14 protein-coding genes are annotated in these 14,818 nt (G+C 67.6%); 13 read left to right on the forward strand and 1 reads right to left on the reverse strand.

The annotated features are described in order from the left end of the window. Nucleotides 1-53: 53 nt before the first annotated feature. A complete protein-coding gene (locus Q0653_RS04760) occupies nt 54-1,226 on the forward strand; it encodes a restriction endonuclease (protein ID WP_225792834.1) in 1,173 nt (390 codons plus the stop codon). Nucleotide 1,227: 1 nt separating this feature from the next. On the opposite strand, the gene Q0653_RS04765 is transcribed toward Q0653_RS04760, so the two are convergent. Then, a complete protein-coding gene (locus Q0653_RS04765; protein WP_225792835.1) occupies nt 1,228-2,232 on the reverse strand; it encodes a PIN domain-containing protein in 1,005 nt (334 codons plus the stop codon). Between the two features lie 299 nt (nt 2,233-2,531). Between Q0653_RS04765 and Q0653_RS04770 the strand changes: the two genes are divergently transcribed. The 12 genes from Q0653_RS04770 to Q0653_RS04825 all read left to right on the forward strand — a co-directional run bounded on the left by Q0653_RS04770 (nt 2,532) and on the right by Q0653_RS04825 (nt 14,774). Next, a complete protein-coding gene (locus Q0653_RS04770; protein WP_146357641.1) occupies nt 2,532-2,792 on the forward strand; it encodes a hypothetical protein in 261 nt (86 codons plus the stop codon). A 251-nt stretch (nt 2,793-3,043) separates the two neighbouring features. Then, nucleotides 3,044-4,222, forward strand: a complete 1,179-nt coding sequence (locus Q0653_RS04775; protein WP_146357643.1) for a Cmx/CmrA family chloramphenicol efflux MFS transporter — start codon at nt 3,044-3,046, stop codon at nt 4,220-4,222. 240 nt (nt 4,223-4,462) lie between these two features. Next, nucleotides 4,463-5,317 (forward strand): AraC family transcriptional regulator, encoded by an 855-nt coding sequence (locus Q0653_RS04780; RefSeq protein ID WP_298943135.1) that lies wholly within the window; start codon nt 4,463-4,465, stop codon nt 5,315-5,317. Between the two features lie 195 nt (nt 5,318-5,512). Further along, nucleotides 5,513-7,168: an ABC-F family ATP-binding cassette domain-containing protein gene (locus Q0653_RS04785; RefSeq protein WP_146357647.1), complete on the forward strand. Its 1,656-nt coding sequence runs from the start codon at nt 5,513-5,515 to the stop codon at nt 7,166-7,168. Then, nucleotides 7,165-8,433, forward strand: a complete 1,269-nt coding sequence (locus tag Q0653_RS04790) for an MFS transporter (protein WP_146357649.1) — start codon at nt 7,165-7,167, stop codon at nt 8,431-8,433. Before Q0653_RS04785 ends, Q0653_RS04790 begins: the two co-directional genes overlap by 4 nt. A 24-nt stretch (nt 8,434-8,457) precedes the next feature. Then, nucleotides 8,458-9,393, forward strand: a complete 936-nt coding sequence (locus Q0653_RS04795) for an AraC family transcriptional regulator (protein WP_298942999.1) — start codon at nt 8,458-8,460, stop codon at nt 9,391-9,393. Between the two features lie 222 nt (nt 9,394-9,615). Further along, on the forward strand, nt 9,616-10,701 hold the full coding sequence (locus Q0653_RS04800) for an ImmA/IrrE family metallo-endopeptidase (protein WP_146357755.1): 1,086 nt from the start codon (nt 9,616-9,618) through the stop codon (nt 10,699-10,701). After that, nucleotides 10,701-11,636, forward strand: a complete 936-nt coding sequence (locus tag Q0653_RS04805; RefSeq protein ID WP_146357758.1) for a bifunctional DNA primase/polymerase — start codon at nt 10,701-10,703, stop codon at nt 11,634-11,636. The genes Q0653_RS04800 and Q0653_RS04805 overlap by 1 nt, the downstream gene beginning before the upstream one ends. Next, nucleotides 11,633-12,361, forward strand: coding sequence for a DUF2637 domain-containing protein (locus Q0653_RS04810; protein ID WP_146357652.1), 729 nt, complete (start codon nt 11,633-11,635; stop codon nt 12,359-12,361). Before Q0653_RS04805 ends, Q0653_RS04810 begins: the two co-directional genes overlap by 4 nt. Then, nucleotides 12,358-12,774, forward strand: a complete 417-nt coding sequence (locus Q0653_RS04815; RefSeq protein WP_146357654.1) for a hypothetical protein — start codon at nt 12,358-12,360, stop codon at nt 12,772-12,774. Before Q0653_RS04810 ends, Q0653_RS04815 begins: the two co-directional genes overlap by 4 nt. A 90-nt stretch (nt 12,775-12,864) precedes the next feature. Then, nucleotides 12,865-13,767: a hypothetical protein gene (locus tag Q0653_RS04820; RefSeq protein ID WP_146357656.1), complete on the forward strand. Its 903-nt coding sequence runs from the start codon at nt 12,865-12,867 to the stop codon at nt 13,765-13,767. Continuing rightward, complete coding sequence (locus Q0653_RS04825; protein ID WP_146357658.1) at nt 13,764-14,774, forward strand: ParB N-terminal domain-containing protein; 1,011 nt, start codon at nt 13,764-13,766, stop codon at nt 14,772-14,774. The genes Q0653_RS04820 and Q0653_RS04825 overlap by 4 nt, the downstream gene beginning before the upstream one ends. Nucleotides 14,775-14,818: the final 44 nt, after the last annotated feature.

The raw sequence follows: 14,818 nt of genomic DNA on the forward strand, positions 1-14,818 counted from the left end.
AGGCAACGGCGCACGAGAAGGATCGCACGGGACATGGATGGGAGACTTGAGCGGTGAATCTTGACGAGTTGCTCCAGGTGATGGATCGCGCTGCGGCGAACCTCGCCAAGCTCGACGCGGTCTGGGAGCGAGCCCAGCCGATGCTCCCTTCCGGCCCAAGTCGTGGATCGAGCCGAGAGTATGAGGACCTACGGAGAGCCTGGAGCGTGTTGCTGTCCGGGTTGCCGCCAATCGACGGATGGACAGTGACCGAAGAACTCCCCGATGCGGATGCTGCCGGTCAGGCATTCATCGACTACGCAGACATCGGGGAGCCGCCCTTTGCGCTCATGAACCAGTTGGAGGAACCATCCAACCAGCTTGATGAGTACCGATTCCGACTGGCACAGGCCCGGCGTCGAGCGATCCACGAGCGGCTGGACGACCTCACCTCGACCATCAACGAGACCCTTCCACAGGTAGTGGAATCGGTACCGCGCGATTCAAACGATCGACTTGAGGACCCTACGACGGCGGTAATCGAGGACGCGATCAGCGAGATCGAACGACTGCTCGGAGACACCACCGAGCGCGGCGGACGGTGGACCGACCTTCACCGTCACATGCACTTCGGGCAGGGTCACGACTGGCATGACATCGTTGAGATGGATTGGCCTTCGGTTCGTGCGGACATCGAGGCAGCGAGTCTGGCGGAGTCGGACCCGCTGCCGGTCCCTGGGATCGACCTCGGGGTGGCCGCCTCTGCGAGGCCAGCCGGAGCGGCCAGTACCGGCTTGTCGTGGTCCGCTCTCGATGACGACGGATTCGAGCGATTGCTATTCGATCTCTTACGGGCGTTCCCGCGCTATCAGAACGTCGAGTGGCTGATGAAGACCCGCGCGGCGGATCGAGGACGCGACCTGTCGGCAGAGCGCGTCATCCAAGACGACGGCGGGACTACTCGAACCGAACGGGTCATAATCCAGGCGAAGCACTGGACCACCAAGTCGGTCGGCCCCGCCGACGTCACGGGCACGCTCGCGGCGCTCTCGCTGTGGGAACCGCCGCCTGTTCGTGCGCTCGTCATTGCGACGAGTGGACGATTCACGACGGATGCGGTGGCCGTAGCGGAGAAACACAACGCCGATGGAAAGCTGCCCTTCATCGAACTCTGGCCGGACAGCCGACTGGAAACTCTGCTGTCCCAGCGCCCCGACCTGATAGCGAGCCACGGGCTTCGGCCGTGAGCTACGTATCCAAGAAGTCCCATTCGCTGCCAAGTACCCAACGCAACGCAGAGAGCTTGCCGTTGAGCATTCCGAGCTCGAAGTCCGTGTAGGGCCCGAGTTCCCCGGGCTGGGTGTACGTCTCCTCGACACGCTTGCGCGCTGGGCCAGCTATCGCCTCCAGCCGCTCCAACTCCCCCTCGTCGCCAGCCGCGCGCAGCTGGTACTCGTGTTGAAGGGAGCGGTGGTGCCAAACGCGGTCGAACAACATCTTCTCCGCTTCTAGGATTTCGCCAAGTCGCCGCGGTTCCTCAATGAAGTCGGTCTCCGCGAACAGTTCCTTGATCTCGCTGCCGAAGTGAGAGAGCAGAACATCATTGAGACCGTCGACCCCGAGCGCGTACGTGGACCCTTCCGATGCGAAGGTTGCGGAGACATCGGGGTGGGGTTGCCGCTTGTCGCCGTCCTCCGTCGAGAAGTCGGCGCTGTTCGACGTGACGAATGCGTGGGGGTTGCGCGACAGGTCTGATGCACGCGCGGCGGTTGCATAGAGTTCGATGAGCAACGCATCTGCGACGCTGTTGCGTGACCGATGCAACGGAGCGCGTTTTCGCAGCCCGCGTTCGACCACCCCACGGTGCTCGGCATCGGTTGCTTCGACCCGGCGCCCCGTGCGCAAGAGTTCGAGGACCTCATCGAAGTTGCGCGTTGTCATCGCACCGATCAACGGCACATCGCGTGCCAGGTCGGCAATCACCTCAACGGCGTTCTCCACATCGGTGCCGCCGTAGTCTTCGAGGTCCTGCTTGATGAGCTTGAACCGCTGAGCGACGCTGGCCGTCATCGACGCTTCGATCCGTTCTCGATTTCGCTCGAACTCCTCGATCACCAGTTCGGGAACAAGGAGTTCCACGTCCCGCTGATGCACCAGGAGGCGGAGCGCAACGATCCAGCGCTGCCCGTCACGTCGTTTGGACAGGTCGAGCCACGTCGACGTGTCAACGAGTAGGTGCAGCACGTTTCCCACGGTATAGGCCTACGGGCATCTCGGGCTTGAACGCTGCCGGGCGCTCACTACCCCGGCGCTTCTACCTCGTCTGAAAGACGTGTGATGGCTCTGGGCGCCGAGGGCTCCGGCAGAGAGCCGGCTCAGACGAAGAGGCGTCAGCGAGCAGGACAAGGCACTGCGCCTGTTCATAGTGTGTGAAGAAAGCGACAGAGGGCTTCGCCCGTGGAGCAGGTGAGCGCAGCACCTGGCCGGTGACCAGCACGGCAGCGACTTCCTGTGGGGAATCCGCCGGGGATCACCTGTCAACCGGAGTCCCCATGCTCGACGCTGATCGCCACGACCGCTCCCTGCGTGTCGGCTCGGATATGGAGGCCTCGATCTCGCCGTCGAGTACGGCCTTGGGCGCCGAGGCGACCTGGTTCTCCGAGAACAATGACGAGGTCGCCCTCTTCTTCACCCATCACTGGCCCGACTCCCCCAACCTGGGCGACATCTCCACCAACGACTGGGGCGATGTTCCTCCGGTGGATGTGCTCGCCGGGCGCTTCCAGTGGCATGACGACCGGGACGTGTGCTGACGTCACGACCACAGTGTTGGTGTCCCGGTCGCACGTCCGTCGCCTGGTATCCTGGCTTGGTGAGTTCTCCCAAAGCAGACAGGTCAGGGCTGCCGGTCTACCGGTAGCCCGAGATGCCCCAGTCCTTCCTCTAACGGCCCGCGCCGCCGATAATCCGGCCAGCGTAGAGGCCGTGAGTGACCACGCATCCGAAGCACCGGTAGCGCCACGCGTCTACCAACTCCTCACCTCTTGCTTCGGAAGGCACACTCATGCCTGTTTTGCTCTACTTGCTCGCCGTCGCGGTGTTCGCCCAAGGAACCTCCGAGTTTGTCCTCGCCGGTCTCCTTCCTGGCATCGCCACTGACTTCGAAGTCTCACTCAGTCAAGCCGGGCTCCTCACCTCCAGCTTCGCCCTGGGGATGGTCATCGGTGCCCCGGCCATGGCCGCCGCAGCTCGGCGGGTCTCACCGCGCTGGACCCTCACCGGCTTTCTCGCGCTGTTCATCGCCGCCCACGTCGTCGGTGCGATCACCGACAGCTTCGCCGTGCTGCTGACCTCCCGCATCGTCGCAGCGTTGGCGAACGCGGGCTTCCTCGCTGTCGCGCTCTCGACGGTGACCCGAATCGTCCCGGCCGAGCGGCACACTCGCGCCTTGGCGATCATCCTCGGCGGCACCACCGTGGCGCTGATCGCCGGAGTGCCCGCCGGGGCCTTCGTCGGCGACCTGCTCGGCTGGCGTGCCACCTTGTGGGCGATCGCGCTGCTGTGCCTGCCGGCCATCGTCGCGGTGCTAGCGGCCACGCCTACCCGGCCCTCGGAGGCTGCGGGAGTTGGCGGGTCCCGCTCCATCGGCCGTGAGCTGGCAAGTCTGCGATCGCGCCCGGTGCAGTTGAATCTTGTGCTGGCCGTTCTGGTGAACGCCGCGACGTTCTGCACTTTCACCTACCTGGCCGCGATCGCCACTGGCCCGGCCGGACTCACCGAACGCATGGTGCCGCTGCTGCTGGCCGTGTTCGGTATCGGAGCCTTCCTCGGTGTCTACGTCGCAGGACAGTTCGGTGACCGCCATTGGAGACGCCTGATTACCTACACCGGGCCGCTGCTCATGGCCGGGTGGGCGCTGCTGGCGTTCACTAACGCCAGCCCCGCTGCGCTTTGGGTCCTAACCCTGACCCAGGGCACGCTGTCCTTCGCGCTGGGTAGCACACTGATCGCCAGGATCATCGCCACCGCGCACGCCGCGCCGACGATGGGCGGCTCCTTCGCGACCGTCGCGTTGAACATCGGCGCCGTCATCGGACCCATCGCCGGTGGCTTCGCCATCGAAGCCACCGGCGCGGTCGGACCGATTCTCCTCAGCGCGATCTTGGTGTTCTTCGCCGTCCTTCTGTGGAGCAGCATGTCAGTGCTTTCGCGCCGCGGCGGGGCGATGCCAGCTGCTCAATAGCCGGTGAGTTGAGCAGCGATGACCGGCGCTTCCGTACCACCACCACCACCACCGAGCACCCTGAAACGCGCGCGCTGCTCCGCGCGCTGGACCAGTCCCGGTGGGAGTCGGGCCTGGCCGGCGGGCTTGTGAGGCGTGCGTCCCATGTCGGCGTCGATCGCGCATGAGGCGACGCACGCTGCACGAGCGTTCGGGCCAATCGTGTCGCAAACGTCCACGCACCACGAACCCACGCCGCCGATTGCCCACGACTTCGTGAAGCTGATGTTCGTTCGCTCAGGATCGCTGATCCTGTTCAGCGAGTTCGGCCAACAGCCGGCCACCCTGGGCGACGTGGTGATCCTTGCCAGCAACACCCTGTGCGGTGGCGAACCGGAAGGACACGTCACGGTCACCACGGTCTACCTCGACCCGGACTACATCATCGATCAGGTGTTCTGGCAGTACGCGGCCGTGCTGTCAGACAGGCTGCACGCGCAGCAGTTCGCTGAAAGGTTCTACAGCGAGGCCGCTCAGTTGATCCGTCTCGGTGAGGACCGGGCAGGAATGCTGATGCCGTGGCTGGACGAGTTGGTCGCCCTAACGATCGAGGACCGTCCGATGGAAACCTTCCATCGGGTGCAGGCGTTGTGGTTCTCCGTCGCTCACGTCCTGACCCCGTTCGTCACGACGACACCGATCCGCGAATCCTCAACCCAGCGCGAGACGACCTGGCCTACTCAGCCACGGCGACGAGGCTTCTCGCCGTTACGGGCCGAGGCACGGAGAGCCGCCGAACTGTTGCGGGCGGACCCTACGCGTCGGTGGTCGGTGACCGACCTGTCCCGCGAGGTGCATCTGTCGAAGTCGCAGCTTGGCCGCGTGTTCGTGGAGGCGTATGGGAAGTCGCCGATCGCGTATCTGACGATGCTGCGAGCGGAGCGGATGGCGGGTCTTCTGCGCACCACAGACACTCCGATCGCGGTGATCGCCCGTGAGGTGGGATGGAACGATCCTGATTTCGCGGCCCGTCAGTTCCGTCGTAGCATCGGCGTGACGCCGAGCCACTACCGGGCCATCGCCCGCGCGCGTGCCACCACCACCGGGTCCCGATGAAACGGAGACTCGGCGGTGTCATGCGGTACAATCGCGTCCATGCATTTGTACTTCCTGTGACGGCTGAGTAGGCCCACCGCGCTCGTTGAGTAATCCGAGTCTGCGGCGGCCGCTCGTTCTGACCCCTCTGGGGGTCGCCGTCATTTGCGTACCTACCTGCCTGTGGCTGGTGGTGCGTCGTCTCGAAGGACTTCAATGCTCACCCCGACGAACCGTCATCCGGCGCGCCAACGCGCCCAACTCATCGCTTCCGACGTGTCTTTGATGCGCGGAGCCACGCCCGTTCTCCATCATGTCGACCTCACCCTCACTTCCTCATCGCGTGTCGCGATCGTGGGAGAGAACGGGCGGGGAAAATCGACGCTCCTACAGGTGCTCGCTGGCGCCCTGGTCCCGGACAGCGGAACGGTCCAACGCATCGGCACGATCGGTGTTGCCGAGCAAGAGATGACCGCCACTGACAGGCGAACTGTTGGGCAGGCGGTCGCGGAAGCGATAGCCGAACCGCTGGCCGCGTTGGCGACACTTGACGCCGCAGCTCTCGCTCTTGCGGATGGCACGGACCGGGCGGCGGAGGAGTACGCGGCCGCGTTGGAACGTGCCGAAGCGCTCGATGCGTGGGATGCCGAACGGCGCGTGCAGATCGCGCTCGATGCGCTCGAAGCGGAGACGGACTCGACCAGGCTTCTCGCAGACCTCTCGGTGGGACAGCGGTATCGGGTACGGCTGGCGTGCCTCCTGGGCGCCGATCACGATTTTCTACTGCTTGATGAGCCCACCAACCACCTCGATCGAAGTGGGCTTGAGTTCCTGACCGCGCAGCTCCGAGCGCGGAGCGGGGGCGTTGTCGTCGTCAGCCACGATCGCGCGCTGCTGTCCGACATCGCGGAGACCATCGTCGACCTCGACCCGACGCCGGACGATCGTCCGCGCGTGTACGGGAACGGCTATGCCGGCTACCGGGAGGGACGCCTGGCCGAGCGGGAACGCTGGGAACAGGACTACGACCGCCAACAGGCCGAGCATGCCCGGTTGCAGGACAGTCTCAGCGCTGCGCAGAACCGGCTCGTCTCGGGGTGGAGACCAGAGAAGGGCACCAACAAGCATGGGCGAGCCACCCGAGCCGGTGGGCTTGTGCAGAACGTGCACCGACGCCAGGAAGCACTCGAAGCCCACGCCGTCACCGTGCCGGAACCGCCTCAGCTCTTCCGGTTCCCCGACCTCCCCACACGAACTGGCGCGGTTCTCCTCAGCGTCGATCACATCAGCGTCGCCGGGCGGTTGAGCCGGCCAGTGTCGTTCTCACTCTCCCACCGCGGCCGTCTCGTAGTGACCGGCCCGAACGGTGCCGGTAAGTCAACACTGCTGAGCGTGGTCGGCGGTGAGCTGGCTCCGGACACGGGAGCGGTTCGAACGCCTCGGAGCACGCGACTGGGCTTTCTCCATCAGGAGACGACCCTGCCGCCTGATCGGAGAGCGAGCGAGGTGTACGCCACACACGTCGGCGCGCTCGTGTCCGAAGGCACTTTGCGGGAATCAGATGCGATCGGCCTCTCTCAGCTTGGTCTCCTGCGCCCGCGCGAGGCGGGCAAACGAGTGGGCGAGCTCTCGATGGGGCAGCAGCGCCGGCTCGATCTGGCGCTCGTACTCGCGATGCGCCCGCATGTGCTGCTCCTGGACGAACCCACCAACCATCTTTCAATCGCGCTCGTTGACGAACTCACCGACGCGCTCGGAGCGACCGCAGCGGCGGTCGTCCTGTCAACGCACGACCGGCAACTGCTCCGTGACGTTGACGGCTGGCCGAGCCTCGGACTGACGTCGATGGTCGAAGGCGAGGCGCTGGTATGAGCGAAAAGAACCTCAACCGGATACGTGCCCTGCGGCCACTGGCTTCGCGGGACTATCGGCTCCTGTTCGCCGCGGTCGGCATCGAGGTCTTCGGCACCGGGATGTGGACCATCGTGATGGTCTTCCAAGTGCTCGCGCTCGATGACAGCCCGCTCGCGCTCTCAGCGGTCGCAACAGGTATGAGCTTGGGCCTGTTCGCCTTCTCGATCCTGGGTGGCGTTGTCGCCGATCGGTTCTCCAAACGCCGCATCATCATCACCGTGCAGGGATGCACCGCGGCTGTGATGACCGTGGTGGCAGTCCTGTCCCTCACCGAGACGGTCGAACTGTGGCACGTCGGCGTTGCCTCATTCGCGATGGGCGCAGGAAGCGCATTCTTCTACCCCGCCTACAGCGCGTATCTGCCCCAGGTGCTTCCGCCTGAGCAGCTCCTCGCCGCGAACGGGCTCGAAGGCGCTCTCCGACCCTCAATGGGGCAGGGGCTCGGTCCCGCCCTCGGCGGAATCGTCGTCGGCATGTTCTTCCCCGCCATCGGGGCCGTCATCGTCGCAGCCTCGTATGCGATCGCGTTCATCCTCACTCTGTTCCTCAGCCGACGCGACGAGCTGACCACGGTCGCTTCTCCGGAGCAGCACACGAGCGTGTGGGGTGACCTTCGAGCAGGCGTGAACTATGTGGTTCACACACGCTGGTTGCTCTGGACTCTGGTCTTCGGCTCCTCGCTCGCCCTCATCATCCAGGGACCGATCGAAGTGCTGCTGCCCTTCATTACCCGAGACAGATTCGAGGACGCCGAATCCACGTTCGGCTTCCTCCTCGCCGCATTCGGCATGGGCGGGGCGATCGGCTCACTCGTTGTGTCATCGCTGAAACTCCCGCGCCGCTACCTCACATTCATGATCGCCTGCTGGGGCGGCGGAACCCTCCCACTCGCGGTCATCGGCGTCGCCGACAACCTGATTCTCATGCTCGCAGCGCTGTTCATCGTCGGCGCAGCGACCGGAGCCGGTGTCGTCATCTGGGGAACCCTGCTGCAACGTCTGGTGCCGCTCGACATGATCGGCCGAGTCGCGAGCCTCGACTTCTTCGTCTCGATCACCTTCATGCCTGTCTCGATCGCGATCGCAGGACCGCTCTCGCTGCTCGTACCCATCCCCGTGATCTTCATCATCGCCGGTGTCGCTCCACCCGTACTTGCGCTGATCGCGATGCTGATGGGACGCATGCGCGAAAGCGAGATGGAACGCCCAATGGACGAACGCTGAGATGCGGCTGTCCGGGTCAAGAGCATGTTGGGATTCGAGGCACACGAGCAAGGCGTGCGCTCACCCATCACGGCCTTGACCCGGACCGAGCACCATCCGATCGCTCCGGTGGCGTACGACTGCATCAAGGTTGTCATCGTTCGCTCTGGGTCCGTGGTGCTGTTCAGTGAGTTCGGGCAGAGACCCGTTTGTATTGGCGATGTTGTCGTGCTCGGCGCGAATGTCCTGTGCGGGAGTGAGCCAGAAGGCCACGTCACGACGACCACCGTCTTCGCGGACACCGATTACCTGGTCGACCAGGTGTTCTGGCAGCACGTCGGGTTGTTGCAAGATCGACTTGAAGCACAGGACTTCTTTGCGACGACTTATGCCGAGCCAGCCCAGGTTCTCCGACTTGGCGAGGATCGGGCGGGGATGTTGATGCCGTGGCTGGACGAGTTGGTCGCGCTGAGCGTTGAGGATCGACCGGTGGCGAACTTCCATCGGATACAAGCGTTGTGGTTCTCGGTCGCTCACGTCCTGACCCCTTTCGTGAAGGTGACACCGGTGCGGGAGTCCTCCACTCAGCGCGTGAGAACCTGGCCTACTCAGCCGCGGCAACGGGGATTCTTGCCGCTACGGACTGAGGCACGGAGGGTCGCTGATCTACTTCGGGCGGACCCGGTGCGTCGGTGGTCGGTGACTGACCTTGCCCGCGAGGTGCATCTGTCGAAGTCGCAGCTTGGGCGGGTGTTCGTGGAGGCGTATGGGAAGTCGCCGATCGCGTATCTGACGATGCTGCGAGCGGAGCGGATGGCGGGTCTTCTGCGCACCACGGACACTCCGATCGCGGTGATCGCCCGTGAGGTGGGATGGAGCGATCCTGATTTCGCGGCCCGTCAGTTCCGTCGTAGCATCGGCGTGACGCCGAGCCACTACCGAGCGATCGCCCGCGCGCGTGCCGCTACCGGGGCCGGGTGAAACGCGCATCGAGCCGGGTCATATCCGCAGGATCGGCCGTCTCCACCCCACTGCTTCCGAGCGCCCCGGTAGTCCAGTAGAGATTCGTCGGGTTCGTCGCGGAGCCTGACGGTCGCCAGTCTCGTTTCCGTCGTCCGTCTCGTCTTCCTGATCCGCCCGGCGTACCTCGTGGTCGCACGGCTGCTCCCTCTGGGCGTGGCCCAGGCGGAGGGAGGTCAGGCGATGGCTATGAGGAACGAGACGAGGGAAGCGAAGCTCGAAGCTCTCGAAGAACGCATCGTGCGCTCGGTCGAGGAGCTGGTGTCGGGTGAGGACTGGCGGCGGGCGATGGAGTTCGCGGCGCGGTTCCGGTCGCGGTCGTTCAACAACACGCTGCTGATCTGGGCGCAGCACGTGGACGCCTACGAGCAGGGCCGGGTGCCGACGCCGACGCCGACGTGGGTGGCTGGCTTCCAGGACTGGAAGAAGATGGGCCGCTGGGCCGAGGCCGGCGGCGGGTATGAGATTCGTGCGCCGGTCAGGGTGAGGTTCGCGACGGCGACGCCGAAAGACCCGGCCTCGTGGCGGCGCCTGTCAAAGGGTGAGAAGCCGCGCCCGGGCGAAGTCGTGCAGCGTCGGATCGTCAGCGTCGTCCCGGCCCATGTCTGGGATGTGTCCCGGACTCACGGTGCGGAGCTGCCGGAACTGCCGACCCCGAAGCTGCTGGAAGGCAAAGCACCCGTCGGCCTGTGGGAGGGGCTGGCTGCGCAGGTCGAGTCGCTGGGGTACGAGGTGCTGCGGATGCCGGACGCCGACGCGATCCGCGGCGCGAACGGCATGACCGACTACGAGACCCGTCAGGTGCTCGTGCGCACGGACATGGACCCGGCCGCGCAGGTGAAGACCCTCGCGCACGAGCTGGGCCATGTCCGTCTGCACGGGCCGAACCAGCAGGAAGCGCGCCAGCATCGCGGGATCGGTGAGGTCGAGGCCGAGTCCGTCGCGCTGATGATCGCCGCTGCACATGGCATGGACACCAGCGACTACGCGATCCCCTACGTCGCCGGATGGGCGGCCAACGTGGACGGCAAGGACCCGGCGCAGGTCATCCGGGACACCGGCGAGAAGGTCCGGCGCACCGCGACCGAGGTCCTGGGCCAGCTCGACACGATCCAGCTCGGCAACGGCAACCCGACCTCGCTGCGACTCGACCAATCCGACGTCGAACAGTCTGGACCTGCGCGAGCGCCGGAACCGGGACCGCGGGTCGAGCCGCTGCCGGTGCGTGAGCCGCGGACGGTGCAGGCGGTGCCGGAGCAGGGGCTGTGATGGTCGCCCCCTCGGCGTTCGCTGCCCTGTTCGACCGGCTGGACGGTCTGCCGTTGCCGGTCGCGGCGCGCGAGCTGGCGAGGGCCGGAGTGCCGGTGTTCCCGTGCGTGCCGGGCGAGAAGACGCCCCTCGTCCCATCCGGTTTCCGCCGTGCGACGACCGATCCGCGACGGGTGGCGGGGTGGTGGCGGTGGCAGCCGGGCGCGAACATCGGCATCCCGACCGGCGCCGCGTCAGGTCTGGTCGTGATCGACGTGGATGTGCACGGCGTCGACGGATACGCGGCGTACGCGCGGGCGGCCCGCGCGGGTCTGATCCCGGCGCCGCTGGCGACGGTGACCACACCCACAGGCGGGCGGCACGCCTACTTCCCGGCCATCCCAGCCAAGGTGCAGCGGTCATGGGCGGTCGGCAAGGCCGGCGTGGATTGCCGCGGGGACGGCGGCTATGTCATCGCCCCGCCCTCGCTGCTGCGGCTGGACGGCGCCTCGGTCTCGTACCGGGTCGAGCAGGTCGCTTCCGGTGCGGTGGAGCCGGTGGATGCGGGGCGGCTGCGCGACTTCCTCGATCCGCCACCGCCGCGTCGCCCGGCGCGGGAGGGCCAGCCGGTAGCCGGGCGGGAGGACGCGGACCGGCTGGCGGCGTGGCTGTCCCGGCAGGTCAAGGGCGACCGGAACTACAAGCTGTTCTGGGCCGCGTGCCGTCTGGCCGAGGGCAACGTGCCCGTCGCCGATGCCCTGGATGCGCTGGTGCGCGCCGAGCAGCCCGACTTCGGGGAGCGGGAGATCACCCGCACCGTCTACAGCGCCTATCGCAGCGTCGGCGTCGGAGCCGCCCGCCGGGAACGCACCGCGGCACCGGCGAGCCCGCCTGCGGGCGGGCTCGCTCGACGTGACCCAGGGCTCCGAGTGGACGCGGCAAGGGGTCTGGGATGAACAGGGTACGGGGGCGGCGCTGGGCGGTGGTCACATCGGTTGCCGGGACGGTGTTCATCGCGGCCGGCGCGTTCTGGCTGTCGTTCACCGCGTTGGCGGACCTCGCCCGCCGCTCCGGGATCGGGGCCGGGCAGGCGTGGGCGTGGCCGCTGATCGTCGATGGCGTGATCGTGGTGTCCACGGTCGCGGTAGTCGCGCTCGCCGGCGAGAAAGCGGCCTGGTACCCGTGGACGTTGCTGATCGGCGGCGCGGCGGTGTCGGTGACGGCGAACTCTCTGCACGCGGTCGTCGCCGCAGACGCCGACGTTTCCGGCCCGCTCGCGGCCGCGGTCGCTGCGGTGCCGCCGGTGGTGCTGCTGGCGATCACCCATCTGACCGTCGTCCTGACCCGATCCGCAGCGCGTCCTGCCGATGCACCAGCGATCACAGACGCGGTTGAGCGTGTCCCGGTTGTGGCGGCACAGATCGAGACCGAACCCGCCGTGCCCTCGCCTGCCGGGTCCGGCGCCGTCGAGGCCGATGAGGACGGTGGGCTGGATCGTCGGGCGCGGGCGGCGGAGCTGCGCGAGCGGGAGTGGTCGAACAAGGCCATCGCCCGGCACCTGGGGGTGCATCCCTCGACGGTCGGCCGGTGGCTTCCCCGTCCCGAGCATGCCGACGCGCACCACAGCGATGAGGCCGACCCGTCCGGGTCCGAGCCCGTGAGGCAAGGAGCCACGCCATGAGCGACCAGGACCAGACGAACCCGGCGGAGCAGCACCACCGCCATCGCGAACCCGAACAGGCTCCGCAGGCGCGGACGACGCCGACCCCTGCCGAGGATGCGGAGGCGCCGGGAACGCCGGACGCGATCAAGGAGGCCGCGTCCCGCAGAGCCGCGAAGGAGAAGCTGGCGCAGGTGCGGGGCCGGGGCGTGGACTGGGTGCGTCCGAGTGACCTGTTCGCCCACGGCGGCGGGGCTCTGTCCCGACGCGGCATCGACGTCACCGCCGCGGGGAACCGCAGGCTGCGCGCCCCGATCGACAAGGGCGCCCGATGGGTCGCAGAGCGGGCGCGCCGCCTGCCGCCATTGAGCGCGTTCGGGCGTCGTGGCGGCACCGATCGGGGCCAGGCCCGGTCCGGGGTCGGGATGCGGTAGCAGGTGGGGTGAGTCGTGGACGCCGGGCTGGCAGAGGTGAGACCCGCAGGAGCCTGCGGGCGCACCTGCCCGCCAGGAGGTGCCTCGACCATGACCGACAACACCAGCACACCCGGCACGACGAACACCAGCGAGTCCGGTGAGGACTATCGCAGCAGCGAAGGATTGCGCGCCCTGCTGCACCGGCTCCACTCCGCGGGGCGTGGCGCGTGGGAGCAGGACCCGGTGGCGGGCGAGCTGATGGCGTTCGCGGCCGAGAAGTACGCGGCCCTGGCGCACAAGCATCGGCTCGACCCGTGGGAGGCCGCGTCAGCGGCGTTCGACGTGATGCGCACGAAGGCCGCCCGCACCGCGGAGGACCCGTGGGCGGTCGTCACGCACGCGGTGCGGATCACCTGCATCGCCGAGGAACGCGGCCAAGGGCTGCTGTGCTCGACCCATCAGGCGCGCCGGCCCCGCTACTCGGTGTTCCACGACCCCGAACGGCTCTCCGACCGGGAGAACCCGTTGGACGACTACCACCCGGCCTTCCAGGTCACCGATCCGCACGACGGCGACGGGCACGATAGCGAGGTTGAGCGGGATGGGGCAGAGCCGACGTCCGCCACGGCGGCGGTGGAGGATGCGATCACGCTGCTGGTGCTGCTGGGCTGGCCGGCCGAGACCGCGCGGACGGCGGTGGAGCATGTCTGTGGGGCGCTGACCCGGGTCGGGAACCGGCACACCGCCTACGAGACGTTGCGGCGCGACAAGCATGCCCGCGCCTTGCTCGACCTGTCGGGCCGGACCTGGGCGGTGCTGCTGCGTGCGCTGCTGGGCAGTCCGCTGCCGGAGCTCGCGGCGACCGGCGCGGGACGCGGCATGCTTTTGCGGCTGCTGATCGGCGAGACGCTCCCGGTGCTGTTGCGCGACGACGACCTCGTGCTCACCTTGTCGCTGGCCGCGCCCGGCACGAACACGCGCGGCACCGACACGTCGCGGGGTGCGCGATGAGCGCACCGGCGGGGCGCATCGAGCTGGAGCGGACGGTGGACTCCATCACCATCGGGCGCCGGCACCGCACCGACCTGGGCGACCTCGACGCCCTGGCGGCGTCGATCGAGCGGGACGGCCTGTTGCAGCCGCCGACGATCACCCCGGACGGGACGCTGGTGTGCGGGGCGCGGCGGCTCGCGGCGATCAAGCAGCTCGGGCACCGGCGGGTCAGCGTGTGGGTGCGCTCGGGCATCTCAGACCGGCTCGGGCATCTGCTGGCCGAACAAGACGACAACCAGCTCCACAAGGCCCTCAGCCCGATCGAGGCCGCCGGGCTGTATCGGGAGATCAAGGAACTCATGGCCGAGGACGCCGCCCGGAGGAAGGCGGCCACCCAGTTCCAGGACGGGCACGAGCCCGGAAAGCATGGTCCCGCCGATTCGGCGGGACCACCAGCACCCGGCCAGCTCGGGGATGCACGCGCGCAGGCGGCGCGCATGGTGACCGGCTCGTCCTCCTACACGCGGCTGGAGCAGATCGGTTTCCTGCAACACCTGGCCGACGACCCCGCCGTCCCGGAGGTGCTGCGCGCTCAGGCCCGCGACGGGCTGGCGCAGATCGAGGCCGGCGCGCCGGTCAACCCGATCTTCCAGCGTCTCCAGGATGCGCACGCCGACGCCGGCGCCGACCGGGATCGGCGGCTGCATGAGTTGGCCGACGAAGCACTGGCCCGCGTCCATGCCGCCAAGCGCGGCAAGGCCACGAAGCCGGCCGCACCGTCTCGTCGCCCGGTCGACGCGGACGAGGAGCCGGCGCGGTTCTCGGTGCGTGCGTTCGTGCTGACCTGGGGCGAGCTGGAAGCGTGGTGGACGCACTACGACGTGGACGAGCTGGCGGCCGAACTCACCGATGAGCAGATCGAAGTGTTCTTCGCCGCCGTCGAGGGCACGGTCGCGTTTGCCGACCGGCTCCGCACCGCCCGCGCCGGCGCACAGCCGGACCGGCCGCTGCTGCGCGCCCTCTGAACCCCCGCCCGACGCCGCGAGTCGCGGGCGGGCTCACCTCGCGG

The sequence above is a fragment of the uncultured Microbacterium sp. genome (assembly GCF_947488465.1).
Taxonomy (GTDB): Bacteria; Actinomycetota; Actinomycetes; order Actinomycetales; family Microbacteriaceae; genus Microbacterium.

What these genes read in the sequence shown, in the direction of transcription:
- Q0653_RS04770 (WP_146357641.1), top strand. Translation starts at nt 2,532, where the DNA reads ATGCTCGACGCTGATCGCCACGACCGCTCCCTGCGTGTCGGCTCGGAT.
- Q0653_RS04775 (WP_146357643.1), top strand. Translation starts at nt 3,044, where the DNA reads ATGCCTGTTTTGCTCTACTTGCTCGCCGTCGCGGTGTTCGCCCAAGGA.
- Q0653_RS04785 (WP_146357647.1), top strand. Translation starts at nt 5,513, where the DNA reads ATGCTCACCCCGACGAACCGTCATCCGGCGCGCCAACGCGCCCAACTC.
- Q0653_RS04790 (WP_146357649.1), top strand. Translation starts at nt 7,165, where the DNA reads ATGAGCGAAAAGAACCTCAACCGGATACGTGCCCTGCGGCCACTGGCT.
- Q0653_RS04795 (WP_298942999.1), top strand. Translation starts at nt 8,458, where the DNA reads ATGTTGGGATTCGAGGCACACGAGCAAGGCGTGCGCTCACCCATCACG.
- Q0653_RS04800 (WP_146357755.1), top strand. Translation starts at nt 9,616, where the DNA reads ATGGCTATGAGGAACGAGACGAGGGAAGCGAAGCTCGAAGCTCTCGAA.
- Q0653_RS04805 (WP_146357758.1), top strand. Translation starts at nt 10,701, where the DNA reads ATGGTCGCCCCCTCGGCGTTCGCTGCCCTGTTCGACCGGCTGGACGGT.
- Q0653_RS04810 (WP_146357652.1), top strand. Translation starts at nt 11,633, where the DNA reads ATGAACAGGGTACGGGGGCGGCGCTGGGCGGTGGTCACATCGGTTGCC.
- Q0653_RS04815 (WP_146357654.1), top strand. Translation starts at nt 12,358, where the DNA reads ATGAGCGACCAGGACCAGACGAACCCGGCGGAGCAGCACCACCGCCAT.
- Q0653_RS04820 (WP_146357656.1), top strand. Translation starts at nt 12,865, where the DNA reads ATGACCGACAACACCAGCACACCCGGCACGACGAACACCAGCGAGTCC.
- Q0653_RS04825 (WP_146357658.1), top strand. Translation starts at nt 13,764, where the DNA reads ATGAGCGCACCGGCGGGGCGCATCGAGCTGGAGCGGACGGTGGACTCC.